This is a genomic window from Bordetella genomosp. 10 (assembly GCF_002261225.1).
In the GTDB taxonomy this organism is placed as follows: Bacteria; Pseudomonadota; Gammaproteobacteria; order Burkholderiales; family Burkholderiaceae_B; genus Bordetella_C.
Genome location: NZ_NEVM01000005.1, coordinates 2,912,846 through 2,929,612, shown reverse-complemented (window position 1 = coordinate 2,929,612; position 16,767 = coordinate 2,912,846). Strand labels below are relative to the sequence as shown.

The following is a 16,767-nucleotide window of genomic DNA, read 5'->3' as shown; positions in this document are numbered from 1 at the left end:
ATGCGTCTGGCTGCATGCCTGGTATGGTCGGCCGCCCTGGTGCTGCCGGCCGTTGCGGCCTGGGCCGCGCCCGCGGACCTGGAACAGCGCCAGACCGAGGCGCAGCGCCAGCAATCGGCGCTGCGCGACCGTATCCAGTCGCTGCAGAAGACCATCGAGCAGCGCGAGTCGGACCGCAAGGAGGCCGCCGACGCGCTGCGCCAGTCCGAAACGGCCATCTCGCAGATCAACCGCCGCCTGGCGGAGCTGGGCGAGCAGAGCCGGCAGGCCCAGGCCGACCTGGCCAGCCTGGAGAAGCAGCTCGCCAGCCAGCAGGACGTGCTGGCGCAGCGGCGCGCGGAACTGGCGCGCCAACTGCGCGCGCAGTACACCAGCGGCCTGTCGCCCTGGACCGCGCTGCTGTCGGGCGACGACCCCCAGCAACTGGGCCGCAACCTGGCCTACCTGGATTACGTCTCGCAGGCCCGCACGCAAACGGTGCAGGCCCTGCGGCAGGACCTCGACCGGCTGGCCCAGTTGCAGGGCCGCGCCGACGCCCGCCGCGCCGAGATCGACAAGGTGGTGGCGGAAACGGCCGAGCAGAAGAACGCCCTGGTGGTGCAGCAGAAGGAGCGCGCCACGGTGCTGGCGCGCATCGAAGGGCAGATCAACGCCCAGCGCGAGGAAGCCACCAAGCTGGGGCGCGACGACCAGCGCATGAGCCGCCTGATCGACGACCTGCAATCCGCCATCGAGAAACAGGCCGAAGAGGCGCGCCAGGCCGAGGAAGCCCGCCGCAAGGCGGAGGAGGCGCGGCGCCAGGCGGAGGCCGAGGCCGCCCGCAAGGCCGAGGAAGCGCGCCGCAAGGCGCAGGAAGACGCCCGTCGCAAGGCCGACGACGCCCGCCGCAAGGCTGAGCAGGCCGAGCGCACCGCCCAGTTGGCGCGCCGGGCGCAGGAACAGAAGGACGCGGCCCAGGCGCGGGAACAGGCCGAGGCCGCCGCCCGCCGCGATGCGGCCGCCGCCGCCACGGCCGCGCGCCAGGCCGCCGAGGCCGAAGCCGCCGCGAAGGACGCCGGCCGTCCGGTGGCGCGGGGCAATCTCGAAGGCTTAAAACCGGTTGAACCGGCGCGCCAGCCGCCCGTGGCGGCGCGTCCGCAGCCGCCGGCCGGGCAGGGCCTGCGGCGCGGCCTGCCGATGCCGGTGAGCGGCGCCACCATCCAGGGCCGTTTCGGGGTCGGCCGTCCCGACGGCGGCACCTGGCGCGGCATCGTGCTGCGCGCGCCGGAAGGCGCTCCCGTGCACGTGGTGGCCCCCGGCACCGTGGTTTACGCCAATTGGCTGCGGGGCTTCGGCAACCTCATCATTGTCGATCACGGTCAGCAATATTTAACCGTTTACGCTTATAACCAGAGCCTGCTCAAACAGGTGGGCGACCGCGTCGCGGCCGGCGAGGCCATCGCCACGGTCGGCGCCACGGGCGGCCAAGTGGAATCGGGCCTATACTTTGAAGTTCGTCACGGTGGCGCGCCAGTGGACCCAGCCCTTTGGTTGGCCCAGTAGAAGCGTTTCGGCAAACCAAAATCAGGATGTGTGCATGGGCACTCGCAAGTATCGCAGTTTCGGTCTGGTATCGGTCGGTGTCGTTGCCGGCGTGCTGCTCAGCGTAGGCGTGACCGCCGTCGCACAACGCGGCAGCCCATTGCCCCTGGACGAGCTGCGCGCGCTGAGCAACGTGTTCGGCGCCATCAAGAACAATTACGTCGAGCCGGTCGACGACAAGACCCTGATCAAGAACGCCATCTCCGGCATGGTCTCGGGCCTGGATCCGCACTCCGCCTACCTGGACGCCGACGCCTATCGCGACATGCAGACGCAGACCCAGGGCGAGTTCGGCGGCCTGGGCATCGAAGTGGGCGCCGAGGACGGCTTCGTCAAGGTCATCTCGCCCATCGAGGACACGCCGGCGGCGCGCGCGGGCGTGCTGGCGGGCGACCTGATCACCAAGATCGACAACGCCTCCACCAAGGGCATGGCGCTGAACGACGCCGTCAAGCTGATGCGCGGCGCGCCGAAGTCGCCGATCACGCTCACCATCCTGCGCGCCAACCAGCCGCAGCCCATCGTGCTCCATATCGTGCGCGACGTCATCAAGGTGCGCAGCGTGCGCAGCAAGATGCTGGACGACGGCGTCGCCTACGTGCGCATCGCCCAGTTCCAGGAAAAGACCGGTTCCGACCTGGCCCGCCAGTTGGCCGAGCTGGGCGCCAAGCAGGCGCCGAAGGCGCTGGTGCTGGACCTGCGCAACGATCCCGGCGGCTTGCTGACCAGCGCCATCGGCGTGGCCGGCGCCTTCCTGCCTCCCGACGCGCTGGTGGTCTCGACCGACGGCCGCACCCCGGATGCGCGCCACAAGTACCTGGCCACGCCGTCCGAATACGCCCGCGGCGAGACCAACTACCTGGCCGGCCTGCCGGCCTGGGTCAAGACGGTGCCGATGATGGTGCTGGTCAACGTCGGCTCGGCCTCGGCCTCGGAAATCGTGGCCGGCGCGCTGCAGGACCACAAGCGCGCCAAGGTGATGGGCAACCGCACGTTCGGCAAGGGCTCGGTGCAGGTCATCCTGCCGCTGACCGAGGACACGGCCATCAAGCTGACCACCTCGCGCTACTTCACGCCCAGCGGCCGCTCCATCCAGGCCACCGGCATCGAACCCGACTACGTGGTGGCCGACACCGCCGAAGGCGACCTGTTCCGCCTGCCGCGCGAAGCCGACCTGCAGCATCACCTGGACAACCCGCTCCAGCCCAAGATCGAGTTCAAGTCCTCCGCCGCGGATGAAGCCGCCAATCCGCCGACCAAGGTGTTCGAGTTCGGCGGCAAGGACGACTTCCAGCTCAAGCAGGCCGTCAATGCGCTGCAAGGCAAGCCCATCCAGAAGGCGCAGCCGCGCACCGCGTCCAACCAGGATGCCAAGGACGCCAAGGATGCCACCGCCGCGGCGGCCAAGGCGGGCGCGTCGGCGCCGACCGAGCGCATGATCATCACGCCGGACGGCGTGGAGCCGAGCCCGTCCAAGAAGCGCTGAGCGGCGCGGCCTTGCGTATCCTGGCGATGGCCCCGGCCGTCGCCGCGATACCGGCAAGACCAGACACCGGCAAGACCACATGGACGACCAGCAGTTACTGCGCTACGCGCGCCACATCCTGCTCGACGAGCTGGGTATCGAAGGCCAGGAGGCTTTCCTCGGCGCGCGGGCGCTGGTGGTGGGCGCCGGCGGCCTGGGTTCGCCGGCCGCCATGTACCTGGCCAGCGCCGGCGTCGGCCACATCGTGCTGGCGGACGACGACATCGTCGAACTGAGCAATCTTCAGCGCCAGTTGCTGCACACCACGGATCGCCTGGGGCAGCCCAAGGCGGCATCGGGACGCGCCACGCTGCTGGCGCTCAACCCCGGCATCGAGGTGCAGGCGCTCGAACGCCGGCTGCTCGGCGCCGAACTGGACGAGCAGGTCGCGGCCGCCGACGTGGTGCTGGATTGCTCCGACAACTTCGCCACGCGCCACCAGATCAACCGCGCCTGCGTGCGGCACCGCAAGCCGCTGGTCTCCGGCGCGGCCATCCGCTTCGACGGGCAGGTCGGCGTCTTCGACCTGCGCGACGATGCCGCGCCCTGCTACCACTGCCTGTTTCCCGAAGCCGACGACGTCGAGGAGGCCAATTGCGCCACCATGGGCGTGTTCGCGCCGCTGGTCGGCATCATCGGCAGCACGCAGGCCGCCGAGGCGCTCAAGCTGCTGGCGGGCGTGGGCACCAGCCTGTCGGGCCGCCTGCTGCACCTCGACGTGCGCAATATGCAATGGCGCAGCATGAACGTGCCGCGCGATCGCGAATGCGCGGTATGCGCCGGCCGCTGAGGGCGGCCGCCGCCGCGCCGAATTCCCTGATCCGAATTCCCTGATCCGAACCTCCGGGGGTAGAAAAATGACGAAGACTATTGCTTCCCAACTCGTCGAGGCGCTGGGCGCCGACGTGGTCACCATCGATCCGGACGGCATCGCGCCCTGGCTCTCGGACTGGCGCGGCATCTACAAGGGACAGGCCCAGGCGGTGGTGCGGCCGCGTAACGTCGAGCAGGTCTCGCGCTGCCTGGCCCTGTGCCAGCACGCCGGCGTGCCGGTGGTGCCGCGCGGCGGCAATACGGGGCTGTGCGGCGGCGCCACGCCGGACGGTTCGGCCGACAACGTGATTCTTTCGCTGGACCGCATGAACGCGGTGCGGTCGCTGGACACGGTGGCCAACACGCTGGTGGCCGAGGCCGGCTGCATCCTGGGCAATCTGCGCCGCGCGGCGCAGGAGGCGGGCCGCTTGCTGCCGCTGAGCCTGGCCGCCGAGGATTCCTGCCAGATCGGCGGCAACCTGGCCACCAACGCCGGCGGCGTCAACGTCGTGCGCTACGGCATGACGCGCGAACTGGTGCTGGGCGTGGAGGCCGTGCTGCCCAACGGCGAGGTCTTCCACGGACTGCGGCCCTTGCGCAAGGACAACACGGGCTACGACCTCAAGCAGTTGCTGATCGGCTCCGAAGGGACGCTGGGCGTGATCACCGCGGCCTCGCTGCGCCTGCTGCCGCGCGCGGACGTGCGCGCGGTGGTGCTGGCGGCGGTCTCCTCCTCGCGGCAGGCGCTGCAATTGTTCGAGCTGCTGTACGGCCAATGCGGCGCGCGCCTGCAGGCTTTCGAATTCTTCACGGGCGATTGCGTGGACCTGGTGCTGACGCATGCCGAAGGCGTGCAGGAGCCATTCGCGCAGCGCTATCCGGCCTACGTGCTGGTGGAGCTGGCGGACAGCGTCGACGAGGACGGCCTGAACGCCTTGCTGGAAGCCGTCATGGGCCAGGCCCTGGAACAGGAGCTGTGCCTGGACGCGGCCGTGTCGGCCTCCCTGAGCCAGTTGCAGGCGCTGTGGAAGCTGCGCGAGGAAATCTCCGAGGCGCAGCGCGCCGACGGCCCGCATCTCAAGCACGACATCTCGCTGCCCATCGAGGACATTCCCGCCTTCATGGCGTCGTGCGAGAAGCGCCTGCAAGCGGTGGACGCGGGCGTGCGGCCCTTCATCTTCGGCCACTTCGGCGACGGCAACCTGCACTACAACATCTCGCGCCCGGCCGGCGCGCCGCGCACCTGGGCCGCCGAACAGGGCGAGGCCATCACCGCCGAAGTGATGGACGAAGTCATGCGCTACAACGGCAGCATCAGCGCCGAGCACGGCATCGGCCAGCTCAAGCGCGAGTACTTCCACCGCTACAAGCATCCCCTGGAGCTGCGCTTGATGCAGGACATCAAGAAGCTGCTCGACCCGGCCGGGATCATGAATCCGGGCAAGCTGCTGTAGCGCGGGCAGGCGTATCCCGCGCGATTCCACGCTTACGGGCACGCCTGAGTGCCGCGATTCCGTGCGCGGCTATCCCGCCGGGATGCGGTCCCGGCGAGGCATCATGGCGATCACGGCTCGATCGGCGGCAGTTCGCTTTCGATCAGCGCCAGCGCCGCGCGCAAGGTCTGCGCGTAGCGCGCCTTCTCCGCGGCGATGGTCTCCGGCGTCCATTTGAAGAAGCCTTCGCCGGTCTTCATGCCCAGCTTGCCGGCGGCGACGCGTTCGGTGAGGACGGGGAAGGGGCCGTCGGCCTTGGACAGCGAGGGGTAGGTGGTGGCGGTGGCGGCGCAATGGACTTCCAGGCCGGCGTGGTCGCGCTGCAGGATGGGCCCCGCGGCGAGAAAGCGGAAGCCGAAACCGAAACGCACGGCGGCGTCGACGTCCTCCGCGCTCGCCACGCCGTCCTGCACCAGCGCGAAGGCTTCGCGCGTCAACGCATGCTGCAACCGGTTGCCGAGAAAGCCCGGCACGTCCTTGCGCACCAGCACCGGCACCATGCCGCAGCGGCGTATGAAGGCATGCAGGGCCTCGCCCGCGGCCGGGTCGCTGTCGGCCGACAGCACCACTTCGACCAGCGGCACCAGGTGCGCCGGCATGAAGAAGTGCAGGCCCAGCATGCGTTGGCGCGTGGGCAGGCCGGCGCCGATGTGGCTGATGGGGAAGCTGGAACTGTTGCTGGCCAGCAAGGCCCCGGCCGGCGCCAGCCGCGTCAGGTCGGCGAACAGCGCCTGCTTCAGCGGCAGCGATTCCGGGACGCATTCGATGACCAGGCGCACGTCGGACCAGGCCACGTCCTCCAGCGCCGCCGCCACGGACACGCCCGCGGCATGCCGTTCCAGCCCGCGCTGCGCGAGATTCGCGCGCACGCTGTCGAGGATGCCCGCGTGGCGCGCGGCGTCGCGTTCGACCACCGTCACGCGGCAGGCGGCGCGCGCCAGCACCACGGCGACGTCCGCGCCCATGGTGCCGCCGCCGACGACGACGGCATGGCAGGCGGAAGGGGCGGGCAGGATGGCTGGGCTCATGATGTCTCCGGATGAATGGCCGCCGGCGGATCGGCCAGGTGCCGGTTCGCCGCCAGGTACGCGTCGCGCGACGGCTGCAAGTGCGCGCGGCACAAGGCGACCAGGTCGTCGCGCCGTCCTTCGCGCAGCGCCTCTATCATGGCCCAATGCTCGCGGCGGGAACGGTGGCGGTATTCGGGCGCCACCAGCGTGCCGAAGCGTATCGGGTGCGTCTGGCGCGCATATTCGTGGATGGCGCGCACCAGCACGCTGTTGCCGCACATGCCGAACAGGGCTTGATGGAAGCGCAGGTTGCTGCGAAAGACCTGGCGCGGATCCTCGGCCTCGACGGCCGCGTCGTGCTCGCGCTGGATCTCGATGAGGGCTTGCAGCGCCTCGGGCTCGGCCGGGCAGGGCACCAGCCGCGCCGCCTGCGTCTCCAGCAGTTCGCGCATCTCGTACAGCTCGACCACTTCGCGCGGCGCGAAGGAACGGACTTCGGAGCCGATGTTCTTGCGCCGTTCGGCCAGGCCCAGCCGCGCCAGTTCGGCCAGCACCTCGCGCACTGCATGGCGCTTGAGGTCGAAGCGCTGCATCAGGTCGTCTTCGATGAGCCGCTCGCGCGGGTGCAGGCGGCCCAGCACGATATCTTCTTCCAACGCCTGCACGGCCTTTTCCGGCGCCGTCTGCGCGACGGGGGAAGCGATATCGGGCACGGCGGAGAGGCGGGTCATGGGCGATCGGGTATCGGGCAAGGCCGGGCCGGGAGGCCGTCAGCGTGAACCCGGGATTTTCCCGCGAATCTCGGCGGCCCGCAAAAAGTCGAAGTCCACGCCCTGGTCGGCCTGGGTCACGGATTGCAGGAACAGCTTGCGGTAGCCGCGCGGCGCGGCCGGCGTTTCCTGCGGCTGCTCGGCCGCGCGGCGCGCCAGCTCGGCGTCGTCCACCAGCAGGCTGATCTCGCGGTTGGCCACGCTCAGGCGGATGCGGTCGCCGCTGCGGACATAGGCCAGCGGGCCGCCCACGGCGGACTCGGGCGTCACGTGCAGCACGATGGTGCCGGCCGCCGTGCCGCTCATGCGGCCGTCGGAAATGCGCACCATGTCCTTGACCCCGGCCTTGGCCAGCTTGCGTGGGATCGGCATGTAGCCCGCCTCGGGCATGCCCGGCGCGCCCTTCGGGCCGATCATCTTGAGCACCAGGATATCCTCGGGCTTGACGTCCAGGTCGGGGTCGTCGACGCGTTGCGCCAGGTCCTCCGCGTTTTCGAACACGACCGCGCGGCCCTCGTGCTCCATCAGCGCCGGCGCCGCCGCCGACTGCTTGATGATGGCGCCGCCCGGCGCCAGGTTGCCCTTGAGCACGGCGATGCCGCCTTGCGGATAGATGGGCTGGGCAAAGGGCCGGATGACGTCCTGCGCGAAGGGCGCCGGGGCGGCGTCCAGTTCCTCGCCCAGCGTGCGGCCGGTCACCGTCAGCGCGTCCAGGTGCAGCAAGGGCCGCAGTTCGCGCAGCAGGGCCTGCATGCCGCCGGCCTTGTGGAAATCCTCCATGTAGTGCTGGCCGGACGGTTTCAGGTCCACCAGCACCGGCGTTTCACGGCTGAGCGCGTCGACGCGCGCCAGGTCGACTTCGTAGCCCATGCGGCCGGCGATGGCGGTCAGGTGGATGATGCCGTTGGTCGAGCCGCCGATGGACAGCAGCACGCGCAACGCATTCTCGAAGGCCTTGGCCGTCATGATGCGGTCCGGCGTCAGCTTGTCGCGCGCCAGTTGCACGGCGGTGGCGCCGGTCACTTCCGCCACGCGCACGCGGTCGGCCGTCACCGCGGGCGCCGAGGCGCCGCCGGGCACCATCATGCCCAGGGCCTCGGTGATGCACGCCATGGTGCTGGCCGTGCCCATCACCGAACAGGTGCCGACGCTGCCGACCAGGCGGTTGTTGACCTCGACGATTTCCTCGTCGTCGATTTCCTCGGCGCGGTACTTGCCCCAATAGCGGCGGCAATCGGTGCAGGCGCCGACGCGCTCGCCGCGGTGCGAGCTGGTCAGCATCGAGCCGGTGACCAGCTCGATGGCCGGCACGTTGGCCGAGGCCGCGCCCATCAACTGCGCCGGCACCGTCTTGTCGCAGCCGCCTATCATCACCACCGCGTCCATGGGCTGCGCGAGGATGGCTTCCTCGGTGTCCATGGACATCAGGTTGCGCAGGTACATGCTGGTCGGCGAGGAAAAGCTCTCGTGGACGGAGATGGTGGGGAAATCCATCGGCAGGCCGCCGGCCATCAGCACGCCGCGCTTGACCGCCTCGATCAGTTGCGGCGCGTTGCCATGGCAGGGGTTGTAGGCGCTGCCGGTGTTGACGATGCCGATGACCGGCCGGTCCAGGGCATGGTCGGTATAGCCGGCGCCCTTGATGAAGGCCTTGCGCAGGAACAGGGAAAAGCCGGCATCGCCGTAGCTGGTCAGGCCCTTGCGCATGCCTTGGGGATCGTCTTTGTCGCTCATCGCCGTGTCTCGCCAGATTATCGATAATAATGTTGACGATAGTATCACCAACTTTCTATCATGGTCGCTCAAAAATGCGGGGCCATCGCGGCGCCCGCCATAAAACGGAGACAAGACCATGCGATCCAACCGCGTGCAATCCCTGCGCGTTCTCACGGCGGACGGGGCCGCCCCGGCCTCGGCCACCCGACGCGCCGCCCTCGCCGGCGCCTTGGCGCTGGCCGGCGTCCTGGCCGCTGCCGCGCCGCCGGCGGCCCAGGCGGCCGCTTACCCGGACAAGCCCATCCGCCTGATCGTGCCTTATCCGCCGGGCGGCGCCACCGACGTGATCGGCCGCGTCGCCGCCCAGGCCCTGGGCCAGGAGCTGAACCAGTCGGTGGTGGTGGAGAACCGCGCGGGCGCCACCGGCAACATCGGGGCGGCGGCCGTGGCGGCCGCGCCGCCGGACGGCTATACGCTGCTGATGGGCGCCCTGACCAGCCATTCGATCAATGCCGCCCTCTACGGCAGCAAGGTGCCCTACGACCTGCAGAAGAGCTTCGCGCCGGTCTCGATGCTGGGCCGGGTGCCGCTGGTCTTCGTGGTCAATCCCCAGGTGCCGGCCAAGAATCTCCAGGAACTCATCGCCCTGGCCAAGTCCAAGCCGGGACAACTGACCTTCGCCTCGTCGGGCAACGGTTCGCCGCAGCACCTGGCCGGCGAGCTGTTCAAGGTGGCGGCGGGGGTCGACATGCTGCACGTCCCCTACCGGGGCAGCGGCCCCGCCATGACCGACCTGGTGGGCGGCCAGGTGCTGACCATGATCGAGACCGCGCCCGCCGCGCAGCCGCAGATCAAGGCCGGCAACCTGCGTCCGCTGGCGGCGGCGTCGGCCACGCGCATTCCCACGCTGCCCGACCTGCCCACCGCCTCCGAGGCCGGCCTGCAAGGTTTCGAGGTCAGTTCCATGTTCGGGATCCTGGCGCCGGCCGGCACGCCGCCGGCCGTGGTCGACAAGCTCAACGGCGCCTTGAAGAAGGTGCTGTCCAGCGACGCGGTGAAGAAGCAGATGCTGGAGCAGGGCGTCATCGCCGAGTACGCCACGCCGCAGGGCACGGCACAGGAAATCAAGGCGGAAATCGACAAATGGACCATGGTGATCCAGAAGGCGAACATCAAGCCGGAACAGTAGCGGCCCGCGACATACGGCGGGCGCGGCCTCAGGCGGCCGCGCCCAGCGTCAGCCGCAGTTGTTCTTCCATATGGGCCGTCGGCGGCACGCGCCAGCCGCTCTGCGCGTAGCGCAGCCAGCGGCCCAGCACGAAATGGGTGAGCAGGCTGGCGTGGGCGGCGACGTCGGCGTCCGCCGGCAGGCCGCCGTCTTCCACGGCGGTGCGCAGGGCCTGCTTGATCGAGGCCTCGATGCGGTCGTTGATGTGGTTGATGCGTTCCTGCAGGCGGTTGTCCTCGGTGACCAGGGCGTCGCCCGTGAGCACGCGCGTCATGCCCTTGTTCTTCTCGGAAAAGGACAGCAGCATGCCTATCATGCCGCGCGCCTGCTGCACGCCGCGCGGCTCGGCGGCGTTGATCTGGTTGACCAGCGTGAAGATGGTGGTCTCGATGAATTCGATCAGGCCCTCGAACATCTGGGCCTTGCTCGCGAAATGCCGATACAGCGCCGCTTCCGAAACCTGCATGCGGCCGGCCAGCGCGGCGGTGGTGATGCGCGCCGCGTGCGGCTGTTCCAGCATCTCGGCCAGCGTTTGCAGGATCTGCGTTTTTTTCTCGCCGGGTCTGCTTGCCATGGCTGTCGCCGCGTCGGACGCGGATTTTCAAAGGGTTGGTGGACGGATCGCGTGCCTTGCGGGCCGTTGGCCCGTGCCGGCCGGAATCCGGCCGCGGCGCGCCGGGGAGCGGAGCGCCCGCGGCAGGTACGTTTTATCGCAGCGGGCGCCGGCTCAGCAGCAACTCGCTGACCGAGTTTACCCGCAAGTCCACATAGGCCGGTCTTTGCCGCAGGCCGCTCGCGAACGGCGTGCCGGGGTGGAACACGTGCACCGTGCGCAGGCCCGCGCGGCGCGCGCCCCGCAGGTTGGCCAGCGTATCCTCCACCAGCACCGTGTCGCGCGGCGCCGCGCCTTCGCGCGCCAGCACGTGGCGCAGCAGCGCCGACGAGGGCTTGGGACGGAAACCGCCGTGCCAGCGCATGTGCTCGATCGACCAGAGGCTTTCGAACTGGCGCAGCACGCCCATGTGCCGCAGCACGGCGCGCGCGTAGTGAAAGGGCGCATTGGTGAGCAGCACCTTGCGGCCCGGCAGGCGGCGCAGCTTGGCCGCCAGGCCGCTTTCCGAGCGGACCAGCGGCCGCACGTCGAAATCGTGGCTCATCCGCAGGAATTCGTCGGCGTCGATGCCGTGGTGCTTCACCAGCCCGATGACCGTGGCGCCGTAGCGCTTCCAGTATTCCTTGCGCAGCGCGTTGGCGGTGTCGGTATCCACCCCGAGCGCGTGCTCAACCGCGCGCGTCATGCCCGCGTCGATGCGCGGGAAGATGGCGTGCGAGGTGTTGTGCAGCGTATTGTCGAGATCGAACAGCCAGAGGCGCCGGCCGGCGTCCGCGCTGAGGCGGCGCGAGCGCCGCAGGCGCGCCGCCGGCCGCAGCAGATAGCGGTGCGCCAGCATCAGCGCGACGTGATCATGGTGCCCACGCCCTGGTCGGTCAGCAGTTCCAGCAACAGGCAGTGGGGCACGCGGCCGTCGACGATGTGCACCGAGTTCACGCCGCTGCGCGCCGCGTCCAGCGACGACGAGATCTTGGGCAGCATGCCGCCCGAGATGGTGCCGTCGGCGAACAGCTCGTCGATGGCGCGCGCCGACAGGCTGCGCAGCAGCTTGCCGTTCTTGTCCAGCACGCCCGGGGTGTTGGTCATCATCAGCAGTTTCTCGGCGCCCAGCACCTCGGCCATCTTGCCGGCGACCACGTCGGCGTTGATGTTGTAGGCGGTGCCGTCCTGGCCGTAGCCGATGGGCGAGATGACGGGGATGAACTGGTCGTCCTGCAGCGCCTTGACGACCGCCGGATCGACCTGGGTGATGTCGCCGACGAAACCGATGTCCAGCGGCTCGGCGGGATTGTCCTTGTTGTCCATCAGCTTCTTGCGGGCGCGGATCAGGCCGCCGTCCTTGCCGGTCAGGCCCACGGCCTTGCCGCCGACTTCGTTGATCATCATCACGATGTCCTGCTGCACCTGGCCGCCCAGCACCCATTCGACCACTTCCATGGTCTCGGCGTCGGTGACGCGCATGCCCTGCACGAAGGTGCCCTGCTTGCCGATGCGGCGCAGCGCGTCGTCGATCTGCGGGCCGCCGCCGTGCACCACCACGGGATTCAGGCCGACCAGCTTGAGCAGGACGACGTCGTGGGCGAAGCTGCGCTGCAGGCGCTCTTCGGTCATGGCATTGCCGCCGTACTTCACCACGATGGTCTTGCCGTGGAATCGTCGGATATAGGGCAGGGCCTCGGACAAAACACTGGCCTTGACTGCGGGCGTCAAGGAGGCGGCAGGATCTTGGATGTCGGTCATGGCGGTGCGTTACCCTGGGAATAAAAGGGAGGTAAGGAAAGGGGGCCCGGGCCCGGCGGCTAAGCGCAAGCGCGATTGTAGTACCCACCGGGGCTTATGCCGGCGGGCCATGTGAATATGGGATACAAATAAGTCCGCTTCATGTAGATTCGGCCCTCGCGGCGCGCCGCGCGACGACGCATGGCGCCCACCGGCGCCGCGCCTCGCGGCCTTGCGCCGGCATCACATCCAGGAGGAAACAACTCATGTTCAAGACCACCCTGCGCGCGGCCGCCGCCCTGGCGGGCGCGCTGCTGCTGGCCGGCACGGCGCCGGCGGCGGAAAAACTGGTGATCGCGGCCACCCAGGTCCCGCACGCCGAAATCCTGGAATTCGTCAAACCGACGCTGGCGCGCGAAGGCGTCGACCTGGACATCAAGGTGTTCAGCGACTACGTCCAGCCCAACCTGCAAACCGTGGACAAGCAGGTCGACGCCAACTTCTTCCAGCACAAGCCTTATCTGGATACCTTCAACAAGGACCGCGGGACGCACCTGGTGGCCGTGGCCGCCGTCCACGTCGAGCCCTTCGGCGCCTATTCCCGCAAGATCGGGAAGATCGCCGACCTGAAGGACGGCGCCACCGTGGCCATTCCCAACGATCCCTCCAACAGCGGCCGCGCGCTGCTGCTGTTGGCCAGGCAGGGCCTGATCACCCTCAAGGACCCGTCCAACATCCAGGCGACCGCGCTGGACGTGGCCGATAATCCCAAGCACCTGAAGTTCCGCGAACTGGAGGCGGCCATGCTGCCGCGTTCGCTGGACGACGTGGACCTGGCGCTGATCAATACCAATTACGCGCTGCAGGCCGGCCTGGTGCCCACGCACGACGCGCTGTTCATCGAGGGGGCCGATTCTCCCTACGCCAACCTGATCGTCGCGCGCGAGGACAACCGGGACTCGCCCGCGCTGGCCAAGCTGGTGCAGGCGCTGCACACCCCCGAGGTGAAGAAGTTCATCCAGGACAAGTACAAGGGCGCGATCGTCCCGGCGTTCTGACGGCGGGACGGCGGCGCGATCCTGCTACTGCATAGCCGGCAGCCGGCTGGGCGCCGAATCGATCGGCGTCCGGCCGGGCCGCGGCCGGCCTCAGCGGCGCGGCGGCGGCAGCATGCGGCGCAGCGCCTCGAAGAACAGGGTCGATTGCAGGCGTTCGCCGGCGGTCTGGTCCGCCACGAACTGCGCCATCTCGGGCGCGACCGGCTCCAGCGGCAGGCCGGTGGAGCGGGCCAGCACCTCGGCCTCGCACGCGCGCTCGACGAAATACAGGTCCTCGTAGGCGTAGTCGATGCGCTCGCCGCAGACCACCACGCCGTGGTTGCCCAGGAACGCGATGTCGGCGCCGTTCATCGCGCGCGCGATGCGCTCGCCCTCGGCCGGGCTCAGCGCCAGCCCGTTGTACTTGCCGTCGGTGGCGACGCGGCCATGGAAGCGCATGGCCGATTGCGACAGCGTCGTGTCCAGCATGCGCCGCGACGTCAACGTCAGCGCCGTCGCGTAGGGCATGTGGGTATGCAGCACACAGGCTTTGCCGGCGATGCGGTGCACGGCCGCGTGGATGAACATGGCGGTGGTCTCGACCTCGTGGCGGCCCGCCAGGCGCTTGCCGTCGCCGTCGACCATGACGATGTCGTCGGCGTCGATTTCGCTCCAGTGCAAGCCGCGCGGATTGATGAGGAAGCGGTCGGAACCGTCCGGAATCAGCACGCTGAAGTGGTTGCAGACGCCTTCTTCCAGGCCGTGGTGCGCGGCCGCGCGCAATGCCAGCGCCAGGTCGGCGCGCAGGGCCAGGGTGTCGAGCGGGTGGGCGACGAAATCGCGAGACAGAATATCCATGATCCACGGAGGAGGGGAGCGGCCTTGCCGCGTAGCCGCCCATTTAACCTCCAATCACAGGGCAATGAAAGCTTGCCGGCGATATAATAACTTCCGTTACTAGTTTGCGCCGCGCGCGACCCGGCCGGCCCTTTCCATGACGTCTTCCTTCGAGCCCTTCGAGCAGGCCATGCGCGACCTGGCGCGGCGCCTGTCCTCGAACCAGCCGATGCACGAGTCGGTGCTCAGCCGGCTGGTCCTGCACCTCGCCGCCAGCATGGGCGACTACATGGACGCGCCGCTGCGGGCGCACGGGCTGAATTCGACGCTGTGGACCTCCCTGGTGGTGATCTACGCGGCCGAAGGCCACCGGCTCAAGCCGTCGGAACTGAGCGTCTTCATGAATTCCTCCCGCACCAACAGCACGCGGGTCGCCAAGGAACTGGAGCGCCAGGGCTTCGTCGAGCGCATCGGCAGCGAAGAGGACCGGCGCCAGGTGTTCCTGCAACTGACGCCCAAGGGCATGGATTTCGTCACGGAGAACATCCCGCGCCGGCGCGGGCAGTTGAGGGAGATGTTCGAGACCTTCGAGCCGGCGGAGCTCGATGAGCTGGAGCGCTTGCTGCGCAAGCTCCTGCTCCGCTTCGATTGACGGCCGCCGCCGGCCGGGCGCGCCGCGGGGCGCCAGCGCTTTTTTTTATCGAAGTAGTAACTGTAGTTATTAGTGTGGTTATCAGGTAGTCATCGGGTAGTCATCAAGCCGTTATCGGGCAGCTATCAAGCCGTTATCAATTTCCATGCAAACCGCATCGCAAGCCTCCGCCGTTCCGCATCGTTTGATGATCACGGTGTCGATCATGCTGGCCACCATCATGCAGACGCTGGACAGCACCATCGCCAACGTGGCGCTGCCGCACATGGCGGGCGGGCTGTCGGCGTCGCAGGACCAGATCACCTGGGTGCTGACCTCGTACATCGTGGCGGCGGCGATCGCCACGCCGGTGACCGGCTGGCTGAACGGCCGCTACGGCCGCAAGCGGGTGTTCCTGGTGTCCATCGCCGGCTTCACCATCATGTCGCTGGCTTGCGGCGCGGCCGGCAATATGCTGGAGATCGTGGCCGCGCGGTTGCTGCAAGGGGCGTTCGGCGCCGCGCTGGTGCCCTTGTCGCAGGCCGTGATGCTGGACATCAACGAGCCCAAGGACCATGGCCGCGCCATGGCGGTGTGGGGCATGGGCGTGATGCTGGGCCCCATCCTCGGCCCCACCCTGGGCGGGTGGCTGACCGACAACATGAACTGGCGCTGGGTGTTCCTGATCAACCTGCCGGTGGGCGTGCTGTCGTTCTACGGCGTCTACCGCTTCATCCATGAGGAAGCGCCGGGCGAGGGCGCGCGGCGTTTCGACGTCTTCGGCTTCGCCACGCTGGCCTTGTCGATCGGGCTGCTGCAACTGCTGCTGGACCGCGGCGAGCAGGTCGACTGGTTCGACGCGATAGAGATCCGCACCTACGCCATCGCCGCCTTCGTCGCCTTCACCTTCTTCCTGCTGCACACCGCCACCGCCGGCCGCGATTCCTTCTTCAAGGTGGACCTGCTGCGCGACCGCAATTTCGCCATGGGCCTGGTCTTCTACTTCCTGATCGGCCTGCTGCTTTACGCGACCCGCGCGCTGTTGCCGCCCATGCTGCAGAACGTCCTCGGCTATCCGGTGGTCACCACCGGCCTGGTCACGGCGCCCAGCGGCGCCGGCACCATGGTGTCCATGCTGTTCGCCGGGCGCCTGGTGGGCCGGGTGGACGGGCGGCTGATCCTCGCGCTGGGCTTCGGGCTGACGGCGGTGTCCCTGTGGCAGATGGCGGGCTACAGCCCGCAGGTCACGGCATGGGGGATCGCCATTCCGGGCTTCATCCAGGGCCTGGGGCTGGGCTTCATCTCCGTGCCGCTGACCACCATGACCTTCGCCACCCTGGACCGCGGCCTGCGCCCGGACGGCACGGCGATCTACAGCCTGTCGCGCAATATCGGCAGCAGCATCGGCATTTCGGCCATGCAAAGCCTGTTCGTGCGCAACACCTCGACCATGCACGCCTCCCTGGCGACGCTGGTCTCGGCCGAGAGCCTGATGCAGCATCCGGACGCCTTGTCCCAGGTCTTCAACCTGCAAGGCCAGGCCGGCATGGCCGGGCTCAACGCCGTGATCGACAACCAGGCGGCTTTCGTCAGCTACCTGGACGACTTCCGGCTGATGCTGTGGATGACCCTGGCGGCCATCCCCTGCCTGATCTTCCTGCGCGCCAACAAAAAGGCCGCCCCGCCCTCCGCCGAGGAAATGCACGTCGCCGCCGACTGACCGCGGCCGGGGCGGGCCCCCCTCGTCATATTTCTGCCACGGGCGCGTCATACGATGGGGCGACTTATTTCCGA

15 protein-coding genes are annotated in these 16,767 nt (G+C 68.8%); 8 read left to right on the top strand and 7 right to left on the bottom strand.

Going from position 1 to position 16,767, the window contains the following annotated elements; translation table 11 throughout:
* The 4 genes from CAL29_RS29100 (at nt 1) to CAL29_RS29085 (ending at nt 5,373) form a co-directional block, all read left to right on the top strand.
* Nucleotides 1-1,542, top strand: coding sequence for a murein hydrolase activator EnvC family protein (locus CAL29_RS29100; RefSeq protein ID WP_094856346.1), 1,542 nt, complete (start codon nt 1-3; stop codon nt 1,540-1,542).
* A gap of 34 nt (nt 1,543-1,576) precedes the next feature.
* Nucleotides 1,577-3,067: a S41 family peptidase gene (locus tag CAL29_RS29095; RefSeq protein ID WP_094856345.1), complete on the top strand. Its 1,491-nt coding sequence runs from the start codon at nt 1,577-1,579 to the stop codon at nt 3,065-3,067.
* Nucleotides 3,068-3,146: 79 nt separating this feature from the next.
* Nucleotides 3,147-3,896: a HesA/MoeB/ThiF family protein gene (locus CAL29_RS29090; RefSeq protein ID WP_094856344.1), complete on the top strand. Its 750-nt coding sequence runs from the start codon at nt 3,147-3,149 to the stop codon at nt 3,894-3,896.
* A 67-nt stretch (nt 3,897-3,963) separates the two neighbouring features.
* On the top strand, nt 3,964-5,373 hold the full coding sequence (locus tag CAL29_RS29085) for an FAD-binding oxidoreductase (RefSeq protein WP_094856343.1): 1,410 nt from the start codon (nt 3,964-3,966) through the stop codon (nt 5,371-5,373).
* Between the two features lie 110 nt (nt 5,374-5,483).
* Here the strand turns inward: CAL29_RS29085 and CAL29_RS29080 are convergent, their stop codons facing one another.
* The 3 genes from CAL29_RS29080 to CAL29_RS29070 are packed head-to-tail and all read right to left on the bottom strand — an operon-like array spanning nt 5,484 to nt 8,926.
* Nucleotides 5,484-6,440, bottom strand: coding sequence for a 3-hydroxyacyl-CoA dehydrogenase family protein (locus CAL29_RS29080; RefSeq protein ID WP_094856342.1), 957 nt, complete (start codon nt 6,438-6,440; stop codon nt 5,484-5,486).
* Nucleotides 6,437-7,153, bottom strand: a complete 717-nt coding sequence (locus tag CAL29_RS29075; protein ID WP_094856341.1) for a GntR family transcriptional regulator — start codon at nt 7,151-7,153, stop codon at nt 6,437-6,439. The genes CAL29_RS29080 and CAL29_RS29075 overlap by 4 nt, the downstream gene beginning before the upstream one ends.
* A 39-nt stretch (nt 7,154-7,192) precedes the next feature.
* Nucleotides 7,193-8,926: an IlvD/Edd family dehydratase gene (locus CAL29_RS29070; RefSeq protein WP_094856340.1), complete on the bottom strand. Its 1,734-nt coding sequence runs from the start codon at nt 8,924-8,926 to the stop codon at nt 7,193-7,195.
* Between the two features lie 118 nt (nt 8,927-9,044).
* On the opposite strand from CAL29_RS29070, the gene CAL29_RS29065 reads away from it, so the two are divergent.
* Nucleotides 9,045-10,097: a Bug family tripartite tricarboxylate transporter substrate binding protein gene (locus CAL29_RS29065; protein ID WP_094856339.1), complete on the top strand. Its 1,053-nt coding sequence runs from the start codon at nt 9,045-9,047 to the stop codon at nt 10,095-10,097.
* A gap of 28 nt (nt 10,098-10,125) precedes the next feature.
* Here CAL29_RS29065 and slmA read toward each other — a convergent pair whose 3' ends face one another.
* The 3 genes from slmA to argB form a co-directional block, all read right to left on the bottom strand.
* Nucleotides 10,126-10,710 carry a nucleoid occlusion factor SlmA gene (gene slmA, locus CAL29_RS29060; RefSeq protein ID WP_094856338.1) on the bottom strand — a complete coding sequence of 195 codons (585 nt, stop codon included), beginning with the start codon at nt 10,708-10,710 and terminating at the stop codon, nt 10,126-10,128.
* Between the two features lie 133 nt (nt 10,711-10,843).
* On the bottom strand, nt 10,844-11,587 hold the full coding sequence (locus CAL29_RS29055) for a pyrimidine 5'-nucleotidase (protein ID WP_094856337.1): 744 nt from the start codon (nt 11,585-11,587) through the stop codon (nt 10,844-10,846).
* Nucleotides 11,587-12,489, bottom strand: a complete 903-nt coding sequence (gene argB, locus CAL29_RS29050) for an acetylglutamate kinase (protein WP_094856336.1) — start codon at nt 12,487-12,489, stop codon at nt 11,587-11,589. Before argB ends, CAL29_RS29055 begins: the two co-directional genes overlap by 1 nt.
* 245 nt (nt 12,490-12,734) lie before the next feature.
* Here argB and CAL29_RS29045 point away from each other — a divergent pair, with 245 nt between their 5' ends.
* Entirely contained in the window at nt 12,735-13,526 is a 792-nt protein-coding gene (locus CAL29_RS29045; protein WP_094856335.1) for a MetQ/NlpA family ABC transporter substrate-binding protein, read from the top strand.
* 90 nt (nt 13,527-13,616) lie between these two features.
* Here the strand turns inward: CAL29_RS29045 and CAL29_RS29040 are convergent, their stop codons facing one another.
* On the bottom strand, nt 13,617-14,363 hold the full coding sequence (locus CAL29_RS29040; protein WP_094856334.1) for an aldolase: 747 nt from the start codon (nt 14,361-14,363) through the stop codon (nt 13,617-13,619).
* A gap of 136 nt (nt 14,364-14,499) precedes the next feature.
* Between CAL29_RS29040 and CAL29_RS29035 the strand changes: the two genes are divergently transcribed.
* Both CAL29_RS29035 and CAL29_RS29030 read left to right on the top strand, forming a co-directional pair.
* Nucleotides 14,500-14,994, top strand: a complete 495-nt coding sequence (locus CAL29_RS29035; protein ID WP_094856333.1) for a MarR family transcriptional regulator — start codon at nt 14,500-14,502, stop codon at nt 14,992-14,994.
* A gap of 145 nt (nt 14,995-15,139) precedes the next feature.
* The gene (locus CAL29_RS29030; RefSeq protein WP_094856332.1) at nt 15,140-16,693 is read left to right on the top strand and encodes an MDR family MFS transporter; all 1,554 of its coding nucleotides are present in this window, start codon (nt 15,140-15,142) and stop codon (nt 16,691-16,693) included.
* The last annotated feature ends 74 nt before the right edge of the window (nt 16,694-16,767 follow it).